This is a genomic window from Pantoea sp. Cr_R13 (genome assembly GCF_029222565.1).
In the GTDB taxonomy this organism is placed as follows: Bacteria; Pseudomonadota; Gammaproteobacteria; order Enterobacterales; family Enterobacteriaceae; genus Pantoea; species Pantoea eucalypti.
In genome coordinates, this window is sequence record NZ_JARHXL010000013.1 from 635,823 (window position 1) to 651,012 (window position 15,190).

Consider the following 15,190-nt stretch of genomic DNA (forward strand, 5'->3'; position numbering starts at 1 on the left):
CTGTCGCCCTGTTAACCGGAGAGGCGTAATGTCGATTATCCTGGGAATTGATCCTGGCTCACGCATCACCGGTTATGGTGTTATTCGTCAGACTGGCCGCCAGCTCACTTATCTGGGCAGCGGCTGTATCCGCACCAATACCACCGAGTTACCCGCCCGCCTGAAGCTGATCTATGCGGGCGTCTGCGAAATCATCACGCAGTTTTCACCCGACTTCTTCGCCATTGAACAGGTGTTTATGGCGAAGAATGCCGACTCCGCGCTGAAACTCGGCCAGGCGCGCGGTGCCGCCATTGTTGCCGCGGTTAACCACGATCTGCCTGTGTTTGAGTATGCCGCCCGTCAGGTGAAACAGACCGTGGTTGGCATCGGCAGCGCCGAAAAAAGTCAGGTGCAGCACATGGTGCGAACCCTGCTGAAGCTGCCCGCAAACCCGCAGGCGGATGCCGCCGATGCCCTGGCGATAGCCATTACTCATTGTCACGTGGCCCAAAACGCGGCACGCATGAGTGACAGTAAGCTGGTGCTGACGCGCGGACGATTGCGTTCGGGTTAGCGCTTATCGCTCAGGTCTCACTCTCAGGCTGGATATTCATCCAGCCTTTTTTATGTTATAAAATCCGCCACATTCTTTAGTTAAGGAAGCATTCAGGTGATAGGTCGTTTACGGGGCAATATTCTGGAAAAGCAGCCGCCACTGGTGCTGCTTGAGGCACACGGCGTCGGTTATGAAATTTACATGCCCATGACCTGTTTTTATGAGTTGCCTGAACTTCAGCACGAAGCGGTAATTTTTACCCATTTTGTGGTGCGTGAAGATGCGCAATTACTGTTTGGTTTTAACAGCAAGCAGGAGCGCGCGCTGTTTCGCGAACTGATTAAAGTGAATGGCGTCGGGCCCAAGCTGGCGCTGGCGATCCTCTCCGGCATGTCGGCGCAGCAGTTTGTGACTGCCGTCGAGAAAGAAGAGATCGCATCACTCGTAAAACTGCCCGGTGTGGGTAAGAAGACGGCTGAGCGACTGGTGGTCGAGATGAAGGACCGCTTCAAAGGGATGCATGGCGACCTGTTTGGCGGCGATTCTGCGTTTACGCTCACCACGCCGAGCGCCGAGCCGGAAACCAATGATGCGGAATCCGAAGCGGTTGCAGCGCTGGTTTCACTGGGTTATAAACCGCAGGAAGCGAGCCGTATGATCAGTAAAGTCGGTCGACCGGATGCGGATTGCGAAACCCTGATCCGCGAAGCGCTACGCGCCGCCATTTGAGGTAAGTCATGATAGAAGCCGACCGCCTGATCTCCGCTGCCAGTATCAGCGAAGAAGAGGTTATTGACCGCGCGATTCGCCCGAAGATGCTGACCGAATATGTCGGTCAGCCGCAGGTGCGTGAGCAGATGGAAATATTCATCAAGGCAGCGCAACTGCGCGGCGATGCGCTCGATCATCTGTTGATCTTCGGTCCGCCAGGGCTGGGTAAAACCACCCTGGCCAACATCGTGGCCAATGAGATGGGCGTCAATCTGCGCACCACATCAGGTCCGGTGCTGGAGAAGGCGGGCGATCTGGCGGCGATGCTGACCAACCTTGAGCCCCATGATGTCCTGTTTATCGATGAAATCCATCGTCTCTCACCGGTAGTGGAAGAGATACTCTACCCGGCGATGGAAGATTATCAGCTGGATATCATGATTGGTGAAGGCCCGGCTGCGCGTTCGATCAAACTCGATCTGCCGCCATTTACGCTGATTGGTGCCACCACGCGTGCTGGCTCGCTGACCTCGCCGCTGCGCGACCGTTTTGGCATTGTGCAGCGTCTGGAGTTCTATCAGGTTAAAGATCTGCAGCACATCGTGGGCCGCAGTGCTGCCTGTCTGGGCCTGGCGCTGAGTGATGAAGGGGCATTAGAGATCGCCCGTCGCGCACGCGGCACACCGCGTATCGCCAACCGCCTGCTGCGTCGCGTTCGTGACTTCGCAGAAGTGCGGGCAAACGGTGATCTCAGCGGTGAAGTCTCCTGCAGCGCGCTGGATATGCTTAACGTTGACAGCGAAGGGTTCGATTATATGGACCGTAAACTGCTGCTGGCGATCATCGACAAATTTATGGGTGGGCCGGTGGGGCTGGACAACCTGGCTGCTGCCATTGGTGAAGAGCGGGAAACCATTGAAGATGTGATTGAACCCTTCCTGATTCAGCAGGGCTTCATTCAGCGCACACCACGTGGCCGGATGGCCACGCAGCACGCTTATCGTCACTTCGGTATGACGCGCGAAGAGTAACTACATGGCCGGTTTGCGTACCATGCTGAAGATAAACAGGATGGCCGCGCAGAGCACAACCGACGGCCCGGCAGGCGTGTCGTAGAACGCGGAGAAGGTCAGACCGCCGGTGACGGCAATCACACCGATGACCACCGCGACGCCCGCCATGCCTTCCGGTGAGCGCACGAAACGGCGTGCGGTCGCCGCCGGGATAATCAGCAGTGAGGTGATGATCAGCGCACCAACAAACTTCATCGCTACCCCAATTGTCAGCGCCGTAACCAGCATCAGAACCAACCGGGTACGCTGGATATTGACGCCATCGACCTGCGCCAGCTCCGGGCTGATGGTCATCGACAGCAACGACCGCCACTGCCACGCCATCACCAGCAGCACGATCACCACGCCACCACCCATCATCCAGAGATCGTCGGGTGTGACCGCCAGCAGGTCGCCAAACAGATACGCCATCAGATCGACGCGCACGTTCTTCATCAGGCTGACCACCACCAGACCCAGCGACAGCGCACTGTGCGCCATAATGCCCAGCAGGGTATCGATAGCCAGATGCGGACGACGCTCCAGCCAGACCAGGCCTAGCGCCAGGCAGACCGTGACCAGAATCACCGCATAGTAAGGATTCACATTTAACAGCAGGCCAAATGCCACCCCGAGCAGAGAGGCGTGCGCCAGGGTATCGCCGAAATAGGACATCTTGCGCCAGACCACAAACGAACCCAGCGGACCTGCAGCCAGCGCTAACATCACACCGCCTATCCAGCCCGGTAATAGCAACTCAATCATGATGAACCCTGTCTTTTGCGTAAAACGATACGTCCCTGAAGATCGTGACGGTGATTATGATGATGACGGTAAATCGCCAGCTCTTCTGCGCCACGCGGGCCAAACATCGCGATGAATTCCGGATGTTGGGAGACCGCTTCCGGGGTACCGGAACAGCAGATGTGGTGGTTAAGGCACAGCACTTCGTCAGTTTTAGCCATGACCAGATGCAGATCGTGGGAGACCATCATCACGGCGCAGTTCAGTTCCACGCGTAACTGATTAATGAGGTCATACAGCGCAACCTGACCGTTCACATCCACGCCCTGCGTTGGCTCATCAAGCACCAGTAGCTGAGGCTGATTCAGCAGCGCGCGGGCCAGCAGCACACGCTGAGTTTCCCCACCCGAAAGTTTTTGCAGCGGCGAATGAAGCAGGTGGCCCGCCTGCACGCGTTTCAGGGCAGGCAGAATCTCCGCGTTTTTACTGCCACGCGTCAGGCGCATAAAACGCTCTACTGTTACCGGCAGAGTAGGATCGATGTGCAGCTTCTGAGGGACATAACCAATACGCAGGCCGGGATCACGCTGAACGGAACCGGACGTCGGGGCCAGCAGGCCAAGCACCACACGCACCAGTGTTGATTTACCGGCACCGTTGGGACCCAGCAGAGTGAGGATGCGACCAGGCTGCAAGGCCAGGCTGACGCCAGATAGCACATTGCGCTGGTTAAATTTTATCGAAACGTTATCGAGTGTGACAAGTGAGGTCATAGTATTTACAGGTTGCACAGAATTTCGAATGTTATAATATCACATTCCACCTCATGGTCACGATGGAATGACGCAATATGTTACACAATAAAAAGGGCGCAATTTTCGCCTTAGGGGCTTTAACTGTTTCAGCTTTATTAACCCTTCCTGCCCAGGCAAATGTCGTGGCTTCACTCAAACCGGTAGGTTTTATCGCTGCGGCCATTGCCGATGGCGTCACGCCGGTAGAAGTGTTGCTGCCGGACGGGGCATCTGAACACGATTACTCCCTGCGCCCCTCTGATGCAAAACGCTTAAAAAACGCGGACTTAGTTGTCTGGGTCGGGCCTGAAATGGAAGCCTTTATGGCGAAATCTGCAGCTGAACTTCCAGCCCAAAAAAACCTCGCTATGGTGAACATCGACGGGGTAAAACCGTTATTGATTAGCGGTGGTGAAGATGAAGAAGATCATGCAGCGGAAAAATCCGAAGATCAGGACGCAGATGCTCATCACCATCATCACGGCGAGTTTAATATGCACCTGTGGTTGTCGCCAGAGATTGCGCGCAAAACCGCGGTTGCAATCCATGGAAAATTATTGGAACTTATGCCGCAGGATAAAGCCAAACTTGACGCCAACCTCCAGCAGTTTGAGGTAGCTTTGGCGGACACGGACAAACGCGTTAGCGCACAACTTGCTCCGGTTAAAAATAAAGGATATTTCGTTTTTCACGACGCTTACACGTACTTTGAAAAGCACTACGGTCTTTCGCCCACCGGGCACTTTACCGTCAATCCTGAAATTCAACCGGGCGCTCAGCGTTTACACCAGATACGAACACAGTTGGTTGAGCAAAAGGCGGTCTGCGTCTTTGCTGAGCCACAATTCAGGCCAGCAGTCATCGATGCTGTCTCCCGTGGAACGCAGGTGCGCAAAGGCACACTCGATCCCCTGGGCACAGACATCAGCTTAGCCAAAGACAGCTATGTGAAATTCCTCTCACAACTGTCGAGCCAGTATGAAAGCTGCCTGAATGGAGCATGAGGAATAGGTAAAAGTGCAGCAGATAGCCCGCTCTGTCGCCCTCGCATTTAATAATTTGCCGCGCCCCCACCGCGTAATGCTGGGATCGTTAACTGTAGTCACTCTGGCCGTCGCTGTCTGGCGGCCTTACGTTTATCATCCCACGGATGATGTGACGCCCATCGTTAAAAACATTGAGCTGGATAAGAACACCCTCCGCACGCTGTTGCCGGAAGCCAGTGAGCCGATCGATCAAAGCACACCGGAACCGGACGAAGAGCTGCCAGCGGACGATGTGGACACCGACGCGCCGGAAACAGCTGGGGTTCACGACTACACCGTCTCATCCGGCGATACCCTGAGCAGCGCACTGAATCAGTATGGCATCGACATTAGCGACATTAACGCGCTGGTGGTAAGCGACCGGGATCTGCGTAATCTGCAGGTGGGTCAGCAACTGAGCTGGACGCTGGATGATGATGGCGGCCTGAAAACCCTGAACTGGGAAATTTCCCGGCGCGAAACCCGCACCTATGAGCGCACCCCATCGGGTGGCTTTAAGATGGAAGCGGAGATGCAGAAGGGTGAATGGCGCAACAGCGTAATGCAGGGTGAAGTGCGCGGCAGTTTTGCCGCCAGCGCCATGCGGGCGGGATTGAGCAGTGCCGAAGCCAGCGCCGTCATTAAAGCGATGCAGTGGCAGATGGACTTCCGCAAACTGCGTGCGGGAGACCAGTTCAGCGTTCTGATGTCACGCGAAATGCTGGAGGGTAAGAGTGCACAGAGCCAGTTGCTGGGTGTGCGCCTGCGTAGCGGCGGGAAAGACTATTACGCCTTCCGTGCTGAAGATGGCAAGTTCTACGATCGCAACGGCTCCGGTCTGGCGCGCGGCTTTATGCGTTTCCCGACGGTTAAGCAGTATCGTGTCTCATCGAACTTCAATCCGCGTCGTCTTAATCCGGTGACCGGTCGCATTGCGCCGCATAAAGGCGTCGACTTTGCGCTGCCGATTGGTACGCCCGTGCTGGCAGTCGGGGATGGTGAGGTTGTCGTGGCAAAGAACGGCGGTGCTGCGGGTAACTATGTGGCTATCCGTCATGGCCGTCAGTATATGACCCGCTATATGCACATGAAGAAAGTGCTGGTGAAACCCGGTGAGAAAGTGAAGCGTGGCGACCGTATCGGGCTGTCAGGCAACACCGGGCGCTCTACCGGCCCGCATCTGCATTTCGAAATCTGGATCAACAATCAGGCAGTTAACCCATTAACGGCGAAACTGCCGCGCATGGAAGGTCTGACTGGCAAAGATCGCAGTGATTATATGGCGCAGGTGAAAGCCTGGTTGCCTCAGCTGGGTCTGAAGTAAGCGAATTTCGTCAAATCGCACAAAAACCGACGGCATCTCCGTCGGTTTTTTGCTATCTGGCGCAGGATGATTGCAAATTTTCAGGTCGTCACTATCATAAGCCGGTCATTGCTTGAGGCGAGTGCATGGAAACCCGTAAAAAAAATAACACTGAATTTATTCCCGTTTTTGAACGTTCTTTTCTCAAACCTAAGTACTGGGGCAGCTGGCTGGCAATTGGTGCGCTGGCCGGGCTGGCTTATTTACCGCCGAAAGTGCGCGATCCGCTGCTGGGCCGTTTAGGCCGTTTTGCCGGTAAGCTGGCAAAGGGTGCACGTCGCCGTGCGCTGATTAACCTCTATTATTGTCTGCCGGAACTGAGTGAGGCGCAGCGCGCTACACTGGTCGATGAGATGTTTGCCACGGCACCGCAGGCGATGACGATGATGACCGAGCTGGTGCTGCGCGATCCGGCACGTATCCGTGAACGCGTCGAGTGGCATGGTCGTGACATCATCGATCAGATGAAAGCTGAACAACAGAATGTGATTTTCCTGGTGCCACATGGCTGGGCGGTGGATATTCCTGCCATGCTGCTGGCGTCAGAAGGCCAGAAGATGGCGGCGATGTTCCATAATCAGAGCGAACCGCTAATGGACTATGCCTGGAATACGGCACGTCGTCGTTATGGCGGCCGGTTACATGCCCGCAATGACGGCATTAAGCCGTTTATCAGTTCAGTACGTCAGGGTTACTGGGGCTATTATCTGCCCGATCAGGATCACGGTCCTGAGCACAGCGAGTTCGTCGATTTCTTTGCCACGTACAAAGCAACATTGCCTGCAGTTGGTCGACTGATGAAGGTGTGTCGTGCCCGCGTGGTCCCACTGTTCCCGGTCTATAACAGTGAAACACATAAGCTTGAGATTTATGTGCGTCCGCCGATGGATGACCTGCTGGAAGCAGACGATCGTCAGCTGGCGCGCCGGATGAATGAAGAGGTGGAAGTGTTCGTTCGTCCGCATCCCGAGCAGTACACCTGGATCCTCAAGCTCCTTAAGACCCGCAAAGAGGGTGATATCGAACCCTATTCGCGTAAGGAGCTGTATCCGCGCAAATAGAAAAAGGCCGCTTTCGCGGCCTTTTATGATCATGAAGTTTGCGCTACGGAGCATGCTTTGCTACTGGCCTATGCTCCATCGCTTTGGCCAGGGTCGCCGTCTGAGAAAAACGACTGCGCAGCTTGTTATAACGCCTCGAGCCGGCTGCGGCGTTTACGCTCACGCATAAACAGAATAACCAGCCCAAACCACAGCACGCCGCTGATAAAGTTAATCAGACAGAACCACAGCGTGCCGCCGCTGAAATAGCCACTTTTCGCCAGTTCAATTCCCACCGCCAGCGTCAGAATACTGATCATCCCCAGCATCGCGGCTACGCTACCTTTACCTTCATTACTGGCGTAAAGCGTCAGGCGATACAGCCCGGCATTTACCATTCCGGCACCAAAAGCGTAGAGACTCAGACCGGCGGTAATCAGCAGATAACTATGACTGTTGAGCAGGCTTGCTACCAGCGCAAGACTCAGACCAATCAGAATGGGCCAGGCGGCGAACTTCACCGGCTGTTCAATCGGGACCCGTCCCGCCAGCTTACTCAGCGTCAGGTTACCGGCGATCATTGCCAGAAACACCGGCAGCTGCAGCAGGGCATACTGCATGCGTGACAGACCTTCATCATGCATCAGGATCACCGGCGAAAGGGCAACCCAGGTGAGGATTGGAATAAACACCAGCCCGATAGCAAAAGAGCCAGACACCACCAGACGGTCTTTCATTAACCGGCCATAGTTGCGCGCCAGATTGGGCAGGGCGATAGAATGACTGCGGTCGCCTGCAGTTTCGGGCATCACACGCCACAGCACCACAAAAGCGACCAGGCTGCAGGCGGCAAACAGCCAGAACATGCTGCGCCAGCTGCCAACAGTGAGCCAGGCGGCACCAGCCAGCGGGCCTGCCAGCGGAGCCAGTAACGCTACGTTAGCCATCAGCGCCATCATGCGCACCGCCAGCGCCTCATCAAAGGCTTCCTGGATCGCGGCATAGCCAACTGCGCCGATAAAGCAGAGGCTGATGCCCTGAATGAAACGCAGGCTGACAAATTCCTCAATTGAGCTGACCCAGTGCGTCAGCATGCAGGCGACTGCAAAAAACAGGATGCCAGACAGCATCACCGGTCGCCGGCCAAACTTATCAGAGAGCGGACCCAGCAGCCATTGCAGCACTACACCACCAATCAGGTAGGCGGTTAGCGAAGTAGAGACCCACTCAGGGCCAACAGAGAACTCACTGGTGACGATCAGCATACCAGGCTGGATCATGTCGTGAGCAATATAGGTAGCAAACTCGAATAGCACTAACGCCAGAGGAAAAAGTAAAATTCGGCCGGTAAGCTGGCTGATAGGCTGGAAACGGGGCATCTTGCCTCCTTGTCAGAAAAGAAAACGCGACTGCCAGGCAGTCGCGTCATTGATTCTACACCGACAATGTCAACCCAGACTCAATTAATCCACGCGAAGCACACGGGTGGTGTTGGTGGTGCCGGTGGCGCCCATCACATCACCCTGCGTCACGATGACCAGATCGCCGGAGACCAGGAAGCCTTTATCACGCAGCAGGTTAACCGCGTCGTGTGCAGCAGCGACGCCGTCGTTGTTGCTGTCGAAGAACACCGGCGTGACACCGCGATAGAGTGCGGTGAGGTTCAGGGTGCGTTCATGGCGCGACATCGCAAAAATCGGCAGGCCTGAAGTGATACGCGAGGTCATCAGCGGCGTACGGCCAGACTCGGTCATGGTGATGATGGCGGTCACGCCCTGCAGATGGTTCGCAGCATACATAGAAGACATAGCGATCGCTTCTTCGACGTTGTCGAACTGCACATCCAGACGGTGTTTGGAGACGTTAACGCTTGGAATCTTCTCTGCACCCAGGCAGACCTTCGCCATCGCTGAAACGGTTTCAGCCGGATACTGACCTGCGGCGGTTTCCGCAGAAAGCATCACGGCATCGGTACCATCCAGCACGGCGTTTGCCACGTCCATAACTTCTGCACGGGTCGGCATCGGGTTAGTGATCATCGACTCCATCATCTGGGTCGCGGTAATGATAGTGCGGTTAAGCTGGCGGGCACGGCGAATTAACGCTTTCTGAATGCCGACCAGTTCCGGATCGCCAATCTCAACGCCCAGGTCGCCACGCGCAACCATCACCACGTCAGAGGCCAGAATGATGTCATCCATCGCTTCCTGGCTGGCAACAGCTTCGGCACGTTCCACTTTAGCCACCAGTTTGGCGTCGCAACCCGCTTCACGCGCCAGGCGACGTGCCAGGTTCATATCTTCACCACAGCGTGGGAAGGAGACAGCCAGATAATCGACACGGATTTTGGCGGCGGTGATAATGTCCGCTTTATCTTTCTCGGTCAGCGCTTCAGCCGACAGGCCGCCGCCCAGCTTGTTAATGCCTTTATTGTTCGACAGTGGGCCACCGACAGTAACTTCGGTGAACACTTTCATCTCCTGAACTTCCAGCACTTTCAGCTGCACGCGACCATCATCCAGCAGCAGAATGTCGCCTGGCACCACATCTGCAGGCAGGCCTTTGTAGTCGATTCCGACACGCTCTTTATCGCCTTCGCCTTTACCCAGATTGGCATCCAGCAGGAAACGGTCGCCGATATTCAGGAAAACTTTGCCTTCTTTGAAGGTTGAAACACGAATTTTGGGGCCCTGAAGGTCACCGAGGATAGCCACATGGCGACCCAGTTTTGCCGCGATTTCGCGTACTTTATCGGCACGCAGCTGATGGTCTTCTGGCGTGCCGTGAGAGAAGTTGAGTCGTACAACGTTCGCGCCGGCAGCGATGATTTTTTCCAGGTTATTATCACGATCGGTAGCCGGGCCGAGGGTTGTAACGATTTTGGTTCTTCTGAGACGTCTTGACATCGAGGACTCCGTAAACATTTAAGCGTGTCATGGACAGTGGACACAGCAAGGTTATCTATTCTATATGATCGATGGGTTGTGATACGACTCACATTGTAAATGTGATGTTAATTTTTTTGCTGATCATTCTTTTCCCGAATGGTGTTCTTTTCGTAACGCGACGCTTTCAACGCCTCTTTCACGCGTTTCAGGTTTTCCCGGAAGGGCGCACCCCGTTCCAGAGTAAAACCGGTCGCCAACACATCAATCACGGTCAACTGCGCCAGGCGCGACACCATCGGCAAATAGACATCAGTATCTTCCGGTACATCAAGCACTAAAGCTATCGCTGCTTCATGAGCAAGGGGTGAATCGGGAGAGGTGATGGCAATAACGGTGGAACCGTTTACACGGGCCAGGCGAGCCAGTTCTACCATATTTTTTGTGCGTCCAGTATGCGAAATAAGAACAAATACGTCACCGGCTCGACTATTTATGCAACTCATGCGCTGGATCACAATATCGTCCGACCAGATGACCGGCAGATTAAAGCGCAGAAATTTGGTGAAAGCGTCATGCGCCACTACAGCGGACGCACCGAGCCCGAAAAAGGCGAGTTTATCGGCCTGCGCGAGCAGGGTTACCGCCTGTTGCAGATGCGCGCTGTTCAGCTGATCGCGGACCCGCTGCAGCCCTGACAGCGCCGAGCCGAAGATTTTGTGGCTGTAGTTCTCTGCTGTGTCGTCGTCTTCAACGCCCCGGCTGACCCAGTTGCTGCCTTTCACCAGGCCCTGCGCCAGCTGCAGTTTAAAGTCGGGAAAGCCCCGTGCACCCAGTCGGTGGCAAAAGCGGTTCACGGTGGGTTCACTGACGCCGGCAATGCCGGCCAGTGTTGCGATGCTGGAGTGCATCGCCGCCTGCGGTTCAGCCAGAATCTGCCGGGCGACTTTCATTTCCGCTTTGCTCAGCGCTGCAAACTGCGCCTCAATTTTTTCCAGCATATTCATAAGCTGATGACCATAATCACTTTTATCAATTTCAATTATCACTGTCGCAGGAGCCGATTAACAGAGACTATATCGCGCCAGCACCCGGCAAGCGCAACGGCTGACAAGTTGATTGCTCTTTTTTTTGGGATACTTTGACCGGTGCCAGATTTTCCTGACACCAACAGAAACAGAAAAAAACGGCAATCCGCACGTGTCATCACACGTGCTTAGCACATCCGGTACAGAGTTAATGCGGTTGACCCGGCGAGTCGGTTTACCTGGCGCAGGGAAAAAAGTACATTGTGCTGAAAGAAAATAATAACCTGGACCCGGTGGCAGAAGATGCATCACCACCGGACTATCCTGCAACGAGGAGAGGAAAATGGCGGTAACACAAATAGCCCAGGCATGCGATCTGGTGATTTTCGGTGCCAAAGGCGATCTTGCACGCCGTAAACTGTTGCCTTCACTGTACCAGTTAGAGAAAGCGGGTCAGATCCATGAAGAAACCCGCATTATTGGTGTCGGCCGTGCTGAGTGGGATAAAGCGGAATACACCAAAGTGGTACGTGAAGCGCTGGAAACCTTCATGAAGGAGAAGATTGACGAAGCGCTGTGGGATAAACTCAGCAACCGTCTCGACTTCTGCAACCTCGATGTTAATGACACCACGCACTTCCCGAAACTGGGCAAGATGCTGGATCAGAAAAACCGCACCACCATCAACTATTTTGCGATGCCACCCAGCACCTTTGGCGCGATCTGTCAGGGCCTGGGCACGGCGAAGCTGAATGCCAAACCGGCGCGCGTGGTAATGGAGAAGCCACTGGGCACCTCACTGGAAACCTCTCAGGAGATCAACGACAGCGTTGGCGAATACTTTGAAGAGAGCCAGGTGTTTCGTATCGACCACTATCTCGGCAAAGAGACCGTGCTTAACCTGCTGGCGTTGCGCTTTGCTAACTCCATCTTCGTGAACAACTGGGATAACCGCACCATCGACCATGTGCAGATCACCGTGGCCGAAGAAGTGGGCATTGAAGGCCGCTGGGGTTACTTCGATAAAGCGGGCCAGATGCGCGACATGATCCAGAACCATTTGTTGCAGATTCTGACCATGATTGCGATGTCGCCGCCGTCCGATCTCAGCGCCGACAGCATCCGTGACGAAAAAGTGAAAGTGCTGCGCTCGTTGCGCCGCATCGATCAGACCAACGTACGTGAGAAAACCGTACGCGGTCAGTACACCGCTGGCTTTGTGCAGGGCAAAAAAGTGCCGGGCTACCTGGAAGAAGAGGGTGCCAATAAAACGAGCGCCACAGAGACGTTCGTGGCGATCCGTGTCGATATCGATAACTGGCGCTGGGCAGGCGTGCCGTTCTACCTGCGTACCGGTAAGCGTTTACCGACCAAGTGCTCTGAAGTCGTGGTCTACTTCAAAAACCCTGAGATGAACCTGTTTAAGGATTCCTACTCAGAACTGCCACAGAACAAGCTGACGATTCGTCTGCAGCCGGACGAAGGTGTGGATATCGAGATCCTGAATAAAGTGCCAGGCCTCGATCACAAGCACAAACTGCAGACCACCAAGCTCGATCTGAGTTACTCCGAGACATTTAACCAGTCGCACCTCGCTGATGCTTATGAGCGTCTTCTGCTGGAGAGCATGCGCGGTATCCAGGCGCTGTTTGTGCGCCGTGATGAAGTGGAAGCCGCATGGACCTATGTCGATTCTATTATCGAAGCATGGGCTGCGGATGGCGATTCCTCCAAACCGTATCAGGCGGGCACCTGGGGTCCGGTGGCTTCGGTCGCGATGATCACCCGCGATGGCCGGTCGTGGAACGAATTTGAATAACTAAAGTACTGATAAAGCCCGCAACGCGGGCTTTTTTTTCGCCGTTAAAACGTGTCAGAGCATGCGGATAAAATTGAACTGCTGTTTCAAAATGGTCGCAGGATGATAGACGCTCAGGAAACGAATCATGTATGGTAGTGACGCAATTTACAGGGCAGGAGCCGATGCTCCATGACCGGGTCATAATCCCGGTGTTATCAAGCAAGGGGAACTGATGAAAAACTGGAAAACGAGTGCTGAACAGATTCTGACCACCGGACCTGTGGTGCCGGTCATCGTGGTGAACAAACTCGAACACGCGGTGCCGATGGCGAAAGCACTGGTGGCGGGCGGTGTCAGAGTGCTGGAAGTAACGCTGCGCACACCGGTGGCGATGGATGCCTTACGGGCGATGATCAAAGAAGTGCCGGATGCGATCGTTGGTGCGGGAACCGTGATTAACCCGCAGCAGTTACAGGAAGTGACCGATGCCGGTGCGCAGTTTGTTATCAGCCCCGGCGTCACCGAATCGCTGCTGAAAGCGGCGGTTGACGGGCCGGTTCCGTTGATTCCGGGTATCAGCACTGTTTCTGAGTTAATGACGGGTATGGACTACGGTCTGCGCGAGTTTAAGTTCTTCCCGGCAGAAGCGAATGGTGGCGTTAAAGCGCTGCAGGCGATTGGCGGACCTTTCCCGCAGGTGCGTTTCTGTCCGACCGGCGGCATCTCCCCGGCCAACTATCGTGACTATCTGGCGCTGAAAAGCGTGCTCTGCATCGGTGGTTCATGGCTTGTGCCTAACGATGCGCTGGAAGCGGGCGACTGGGATCGCATTACCCGCCTGGCACGCGAAGCTGTGGAAGGCGCGAAGTAAGTAATAGCGGTGAGCATTTGCTCACCGCATAACGTCAACCCTGAACCGTGACCGCGGCTGCGCTGGCAACCGCACGCGCAATCGCCTGTTCGGTGCTATCACCGCTGGCGAGCGCCACACCAAGACGACGCTGACCGCTGATCTCCGGCTTGCCGAACAGTCGCAGTTGCAGCCCTGCACCCAGTGCTGCTTCGACATTCACAAACTGTACGTTCTGGCTGGTCAGTTGCGGCAGGATAACGGCAGAAGCAGAGGGACCATACTGACGAATCCCGCCAATAGGCAGACCCAGAAACGCCCGTACGTGCAGCGCAAACTCAGACAGGTCCTGCGAAATCAGCGTGACCATACCGGTGTCGTGTGGGCGCGGTGATACTTCACTGAACACCACCTCATCTCCGCAGACAAACAGCTCAACGCCAAACAGACCATAGCCGCCAAGCGCCTTAACGACCTCTGCGGCAACATCCTGTGCCCGCTGCAGCGCCAGCTCACTCATCTGCTGCGGCTGCCATGATTCACGGTAATCGCCATCTTCCTGACGATGACCAATCGGTGCGCAGAAGTGAATGCCATCGACGGCGCTGATAGTGAGCAGGGTGATCTCAAAATCGAAGTTGACGACGCCTTCAACAATGACGCGACCGGCTCCGGCGCGACCGCCCTGTTGTGCGTAGTCCCAGGCTTTATCAAGCTGGCTGGCGTCGCGGATAAAGCTCTGGCCTTTACCCGATGAACTCATCACCGGCTTCACAATGCAGGGAAAGCCAATCTCTGCGGCGGCTTCGTCGAAGCGCGCCTTGCTGTCGGCAAAGCGATAACGGGAGGTTGGCAGTGACAACTCTTCAGCCGCCAGGCGACGAATGCCTTCGCGATTCATCGTCAGGCGTGCGGCACGGGCAGTCGGAACCACGCGCTGGCCTTGCTGCTCCAGTTCAACCAGGGTATCCGTGGCGATGGCTTCAATTTCCGGTACCACAAAATCCGGCTTCTCTTCCGCTATCAGCGCAGCCAGGGCCGCGCCATCCAGCATGTTAATCACATGGCTGCGATGGGCGACATGCATCGCCGGGGCATCGGCGTAACGATCAACCGCGATCACTTCCACACCCAGACGCTGACACTCCAGCGCCACCTCTTTACCCAGTTCACCTGAACCCAATAGCATTACACGCGTCGCCGCCGGACGCAGCGCTGTTCCGAGAGTCGTCATACATTCACCTAAGCAGTCAAATTCGCGCGCAAGTATAAACGAAAACGTTTGCGTTCTCATCTTTCGTGCCGCCGACATCGCTTTTTGCCGTACTTTTCCCGCTCTGACGTTTCCTGACATCCTTT

Annotated in this window: 14 protein-coding genes; 8 read left to right on the forward strand and 6 right to left on the reverse strand. The window is 55.3% G+C overall.

What is annotated here, in order from left to right; all coding sequences use genetic code 11:
• The first annotated feature begins 28 nt into the window (after window positions 1–28).
• The 3 genes from ruvC to ruvB all read left to right on the forward strand — a co-directional run bounded on the left by ruvC (window position 29) and on the right by ruvB (window position 2,280).
• Window positions 29–556, forward strand: a complete 528-nt coding sequence (gene ruvC / locus P2R09_RS10610) for a crossover junction endodeoxyribonuclease RuvC (RefSeq protein ID WP_003849205.1) — start codon at window positions 29–31, stop codon at window positions 554–556.
• A gap of 96 nt (window positions 557–652) precedes the next feature.
• Window positions 653–1,267: a Holliday junction branch migration protein RuvA gene (gene ruvA, locus P2R09_RS10615; RefSeq protein WP_003849207.1), complete on the forward strand. Its 615-nt coding sequence runs from the start codon at window positions 653–655 to the stop codon at window positions 1,265–1,267.
• Window positions 1,268–1,275: 8 nt separating this feature from the next.
• Window positions 1,276–2,280 (forward strand): Holliday junction branch migration DNA helicase RuvB, encoded by a 1,005-nt coding sequence (gene ruvB, locus P2R09_RS10620; RefSeq protein WP_003849208.1) that lies wholly within the window; start codon window positions 1,276–1,278, stop codon window positions 2,278–2,280.
• On the opposite strand, the gene znuB is transcribed toward ruvB, so the two are convergent.
• Entirely contained in the window at window positions 2,281–3,066 is a 786-nt protein-coding gene (gene znuB, locus P2R09_RS10625; RefSeq protein WP_003849211.1) for a zinc ABC transporter permease subunit ZnuB, read from the reverse strand.
• Window positions 3,063–3,818, reverse strand: coding sequence for a zinc ABC transporter ATP-binding protein ZnuC (gene znuC / locus P2R09_RS10630; protein ID WP_275769471.1), 756 nt, complete (start codon window positions 3,816–3,818; stop codon window positions 3,063–3,065). The genes znuB and znuC overlap by 4 nt, the downstream gene beginning before the upstream one ends.
• Before the next feature lie 77 nt (window positions 3,819–3,895).
• On the opposite strand from znuC, the gene znuA reads away from it, so the two are divergent.
• The 3 genes from znuA to lpxM all read left to right on the forward strand — a co-directional run bounded on the left by znuA (window position 3,896) and on the right by lpxM (window position 7,288).
• Window positions 3,896–4,843: a zinc ABC transporter substrate-binding protein ZnuA gene (gene znuA, locus P2R09_RS10635; protein WP_275769474.1), complete on the forward strand. Its 948-nt coding sequence runs from the start codon at window positions 3,896–3,898 to the stop codon at window positions 4,841–4,843.
• Between the two features lie 13 nt (window positions 4,844–4,856).
• Window positions 4,857–6,188: a murein DD-endopeptidase MepM gene (mepM, locus tag P2R09_RS10640; RefSeq protein WP_275769478.1), complete on the forward strand. Its 1,332-nt coding sequence runs from the start codon at window positions 4,857–4,859 to the stop codon at window positions 6,186–6,188.
• Window positions 6,189–6,313: 125 nt separating this feature from the next.
• Window positions 6,314–7,288 (forward strand): lauroyl-Kdo(2)-lipid IV(A) myristoyltransferase, encoded by a 975-nt coding sequence (lpxM, locus tag P2R09_RS10645; RefSeq protein WP_275769481.1) that lies wholly within the window; start codon window positions 6,314–6,316, stop codon window positions 7,286–7,288.
• 125 nt (window positions 7,289–7,413) lie between these two features.
• On the opposite strand, the gene P2R09_RS10650 is transcribed toward lpxM, so the two are convergent.
• From P2R09_RS10650 to P2R09_RS10660, 3 genes are all read right to left on the reverse strand, one after another.
• A complete protein-coding gene (locus P2R09_RS10650) occupies window positions 7,414–8,646 on the reverse strand; it encodes an MFS transporter (protein WP_275769484.1) in 1,233 nt (410 codons plus the stop codon).
• 84 nt (window positions 8,647–8,730) lie between these two features.
• Window positions 8,731–10,173 (reverse strand): pyruvate kinase, encoded by a 1,443-nt coding sequence (gene pyk, locus P2R09_RS10655; RefSeq protein WP_003849220.1) that lies wholly within the window; start codon window positions 10,171–10,173, stop codon window positions 8,731–8,733.
• 107 nt (window positions 10,174–10,280) lie between these two features.
• A complete protein-coding gene (locus P2R09_RS10660) occupies window positions 10,281–11,159 on the reverse strand; it encodes a MurR/RpiR family transcriptional regulator (protein ID WP_275769487.1) in 879 nt (292 codons plus the stop codon).
• Between the two features lie 364 nt (window positions 11,160–11,523).
• Between P2R09_RS10660 and zwf the strand changes: the two genes are divergently transcribed.
• Window positions 11,524–12,999 (forward strand): glucose-6-phosphate dehydrogenase, encoded by a 1,476-nt coding sequence (gene zwf, locus P2R09_RS10665; RefSeq protein ID WP_003849222.1) that lies wholly within the window; start codon window positions 11,524–11,526, stop codon window positions 12,997–12,999.
• A gap of 214 nt (window positions 13,000–13,213) precedes the next feature.
• On the forward strand, window positions 13,214–13,852 hold the full coding sequence (locus P2R09_RS10670; RefSeq protein ID WP_008925358.1) for a bifunctional 4-hydroxy-2-oxoglutarate aldolase/2-dehydro-3-deoxy-phosphogluconate aldolase: 639 nt from the start codon (window positions 13,214–13,216) through the stop codon (window positions 13,850–13,852).
• A 34-nt stretch (window positions 13,853–13,886) separates the two neighbouring features.
• Here the strand turns inward: P2R09_RS10670 and purT are convergent, their stop codons facing one another.
• Window positions 13,887–15,065 carry a formate-dependent phosphoribosylglycinamide formyltransferase gene (gene purT / locus P2R09_RS10675; protein WP_275769492.1) on the reverse strand — a complete coding sequence of 393 codons (1,179 nt, stop codon included), beginning with the start codon at window positions 15,063–15,065 and terminating at the stop codon, window positions 13,887–13,889.
• Between the last annotated feature and the right edge of the window lie 125 nt (window positions 15,066–15,190).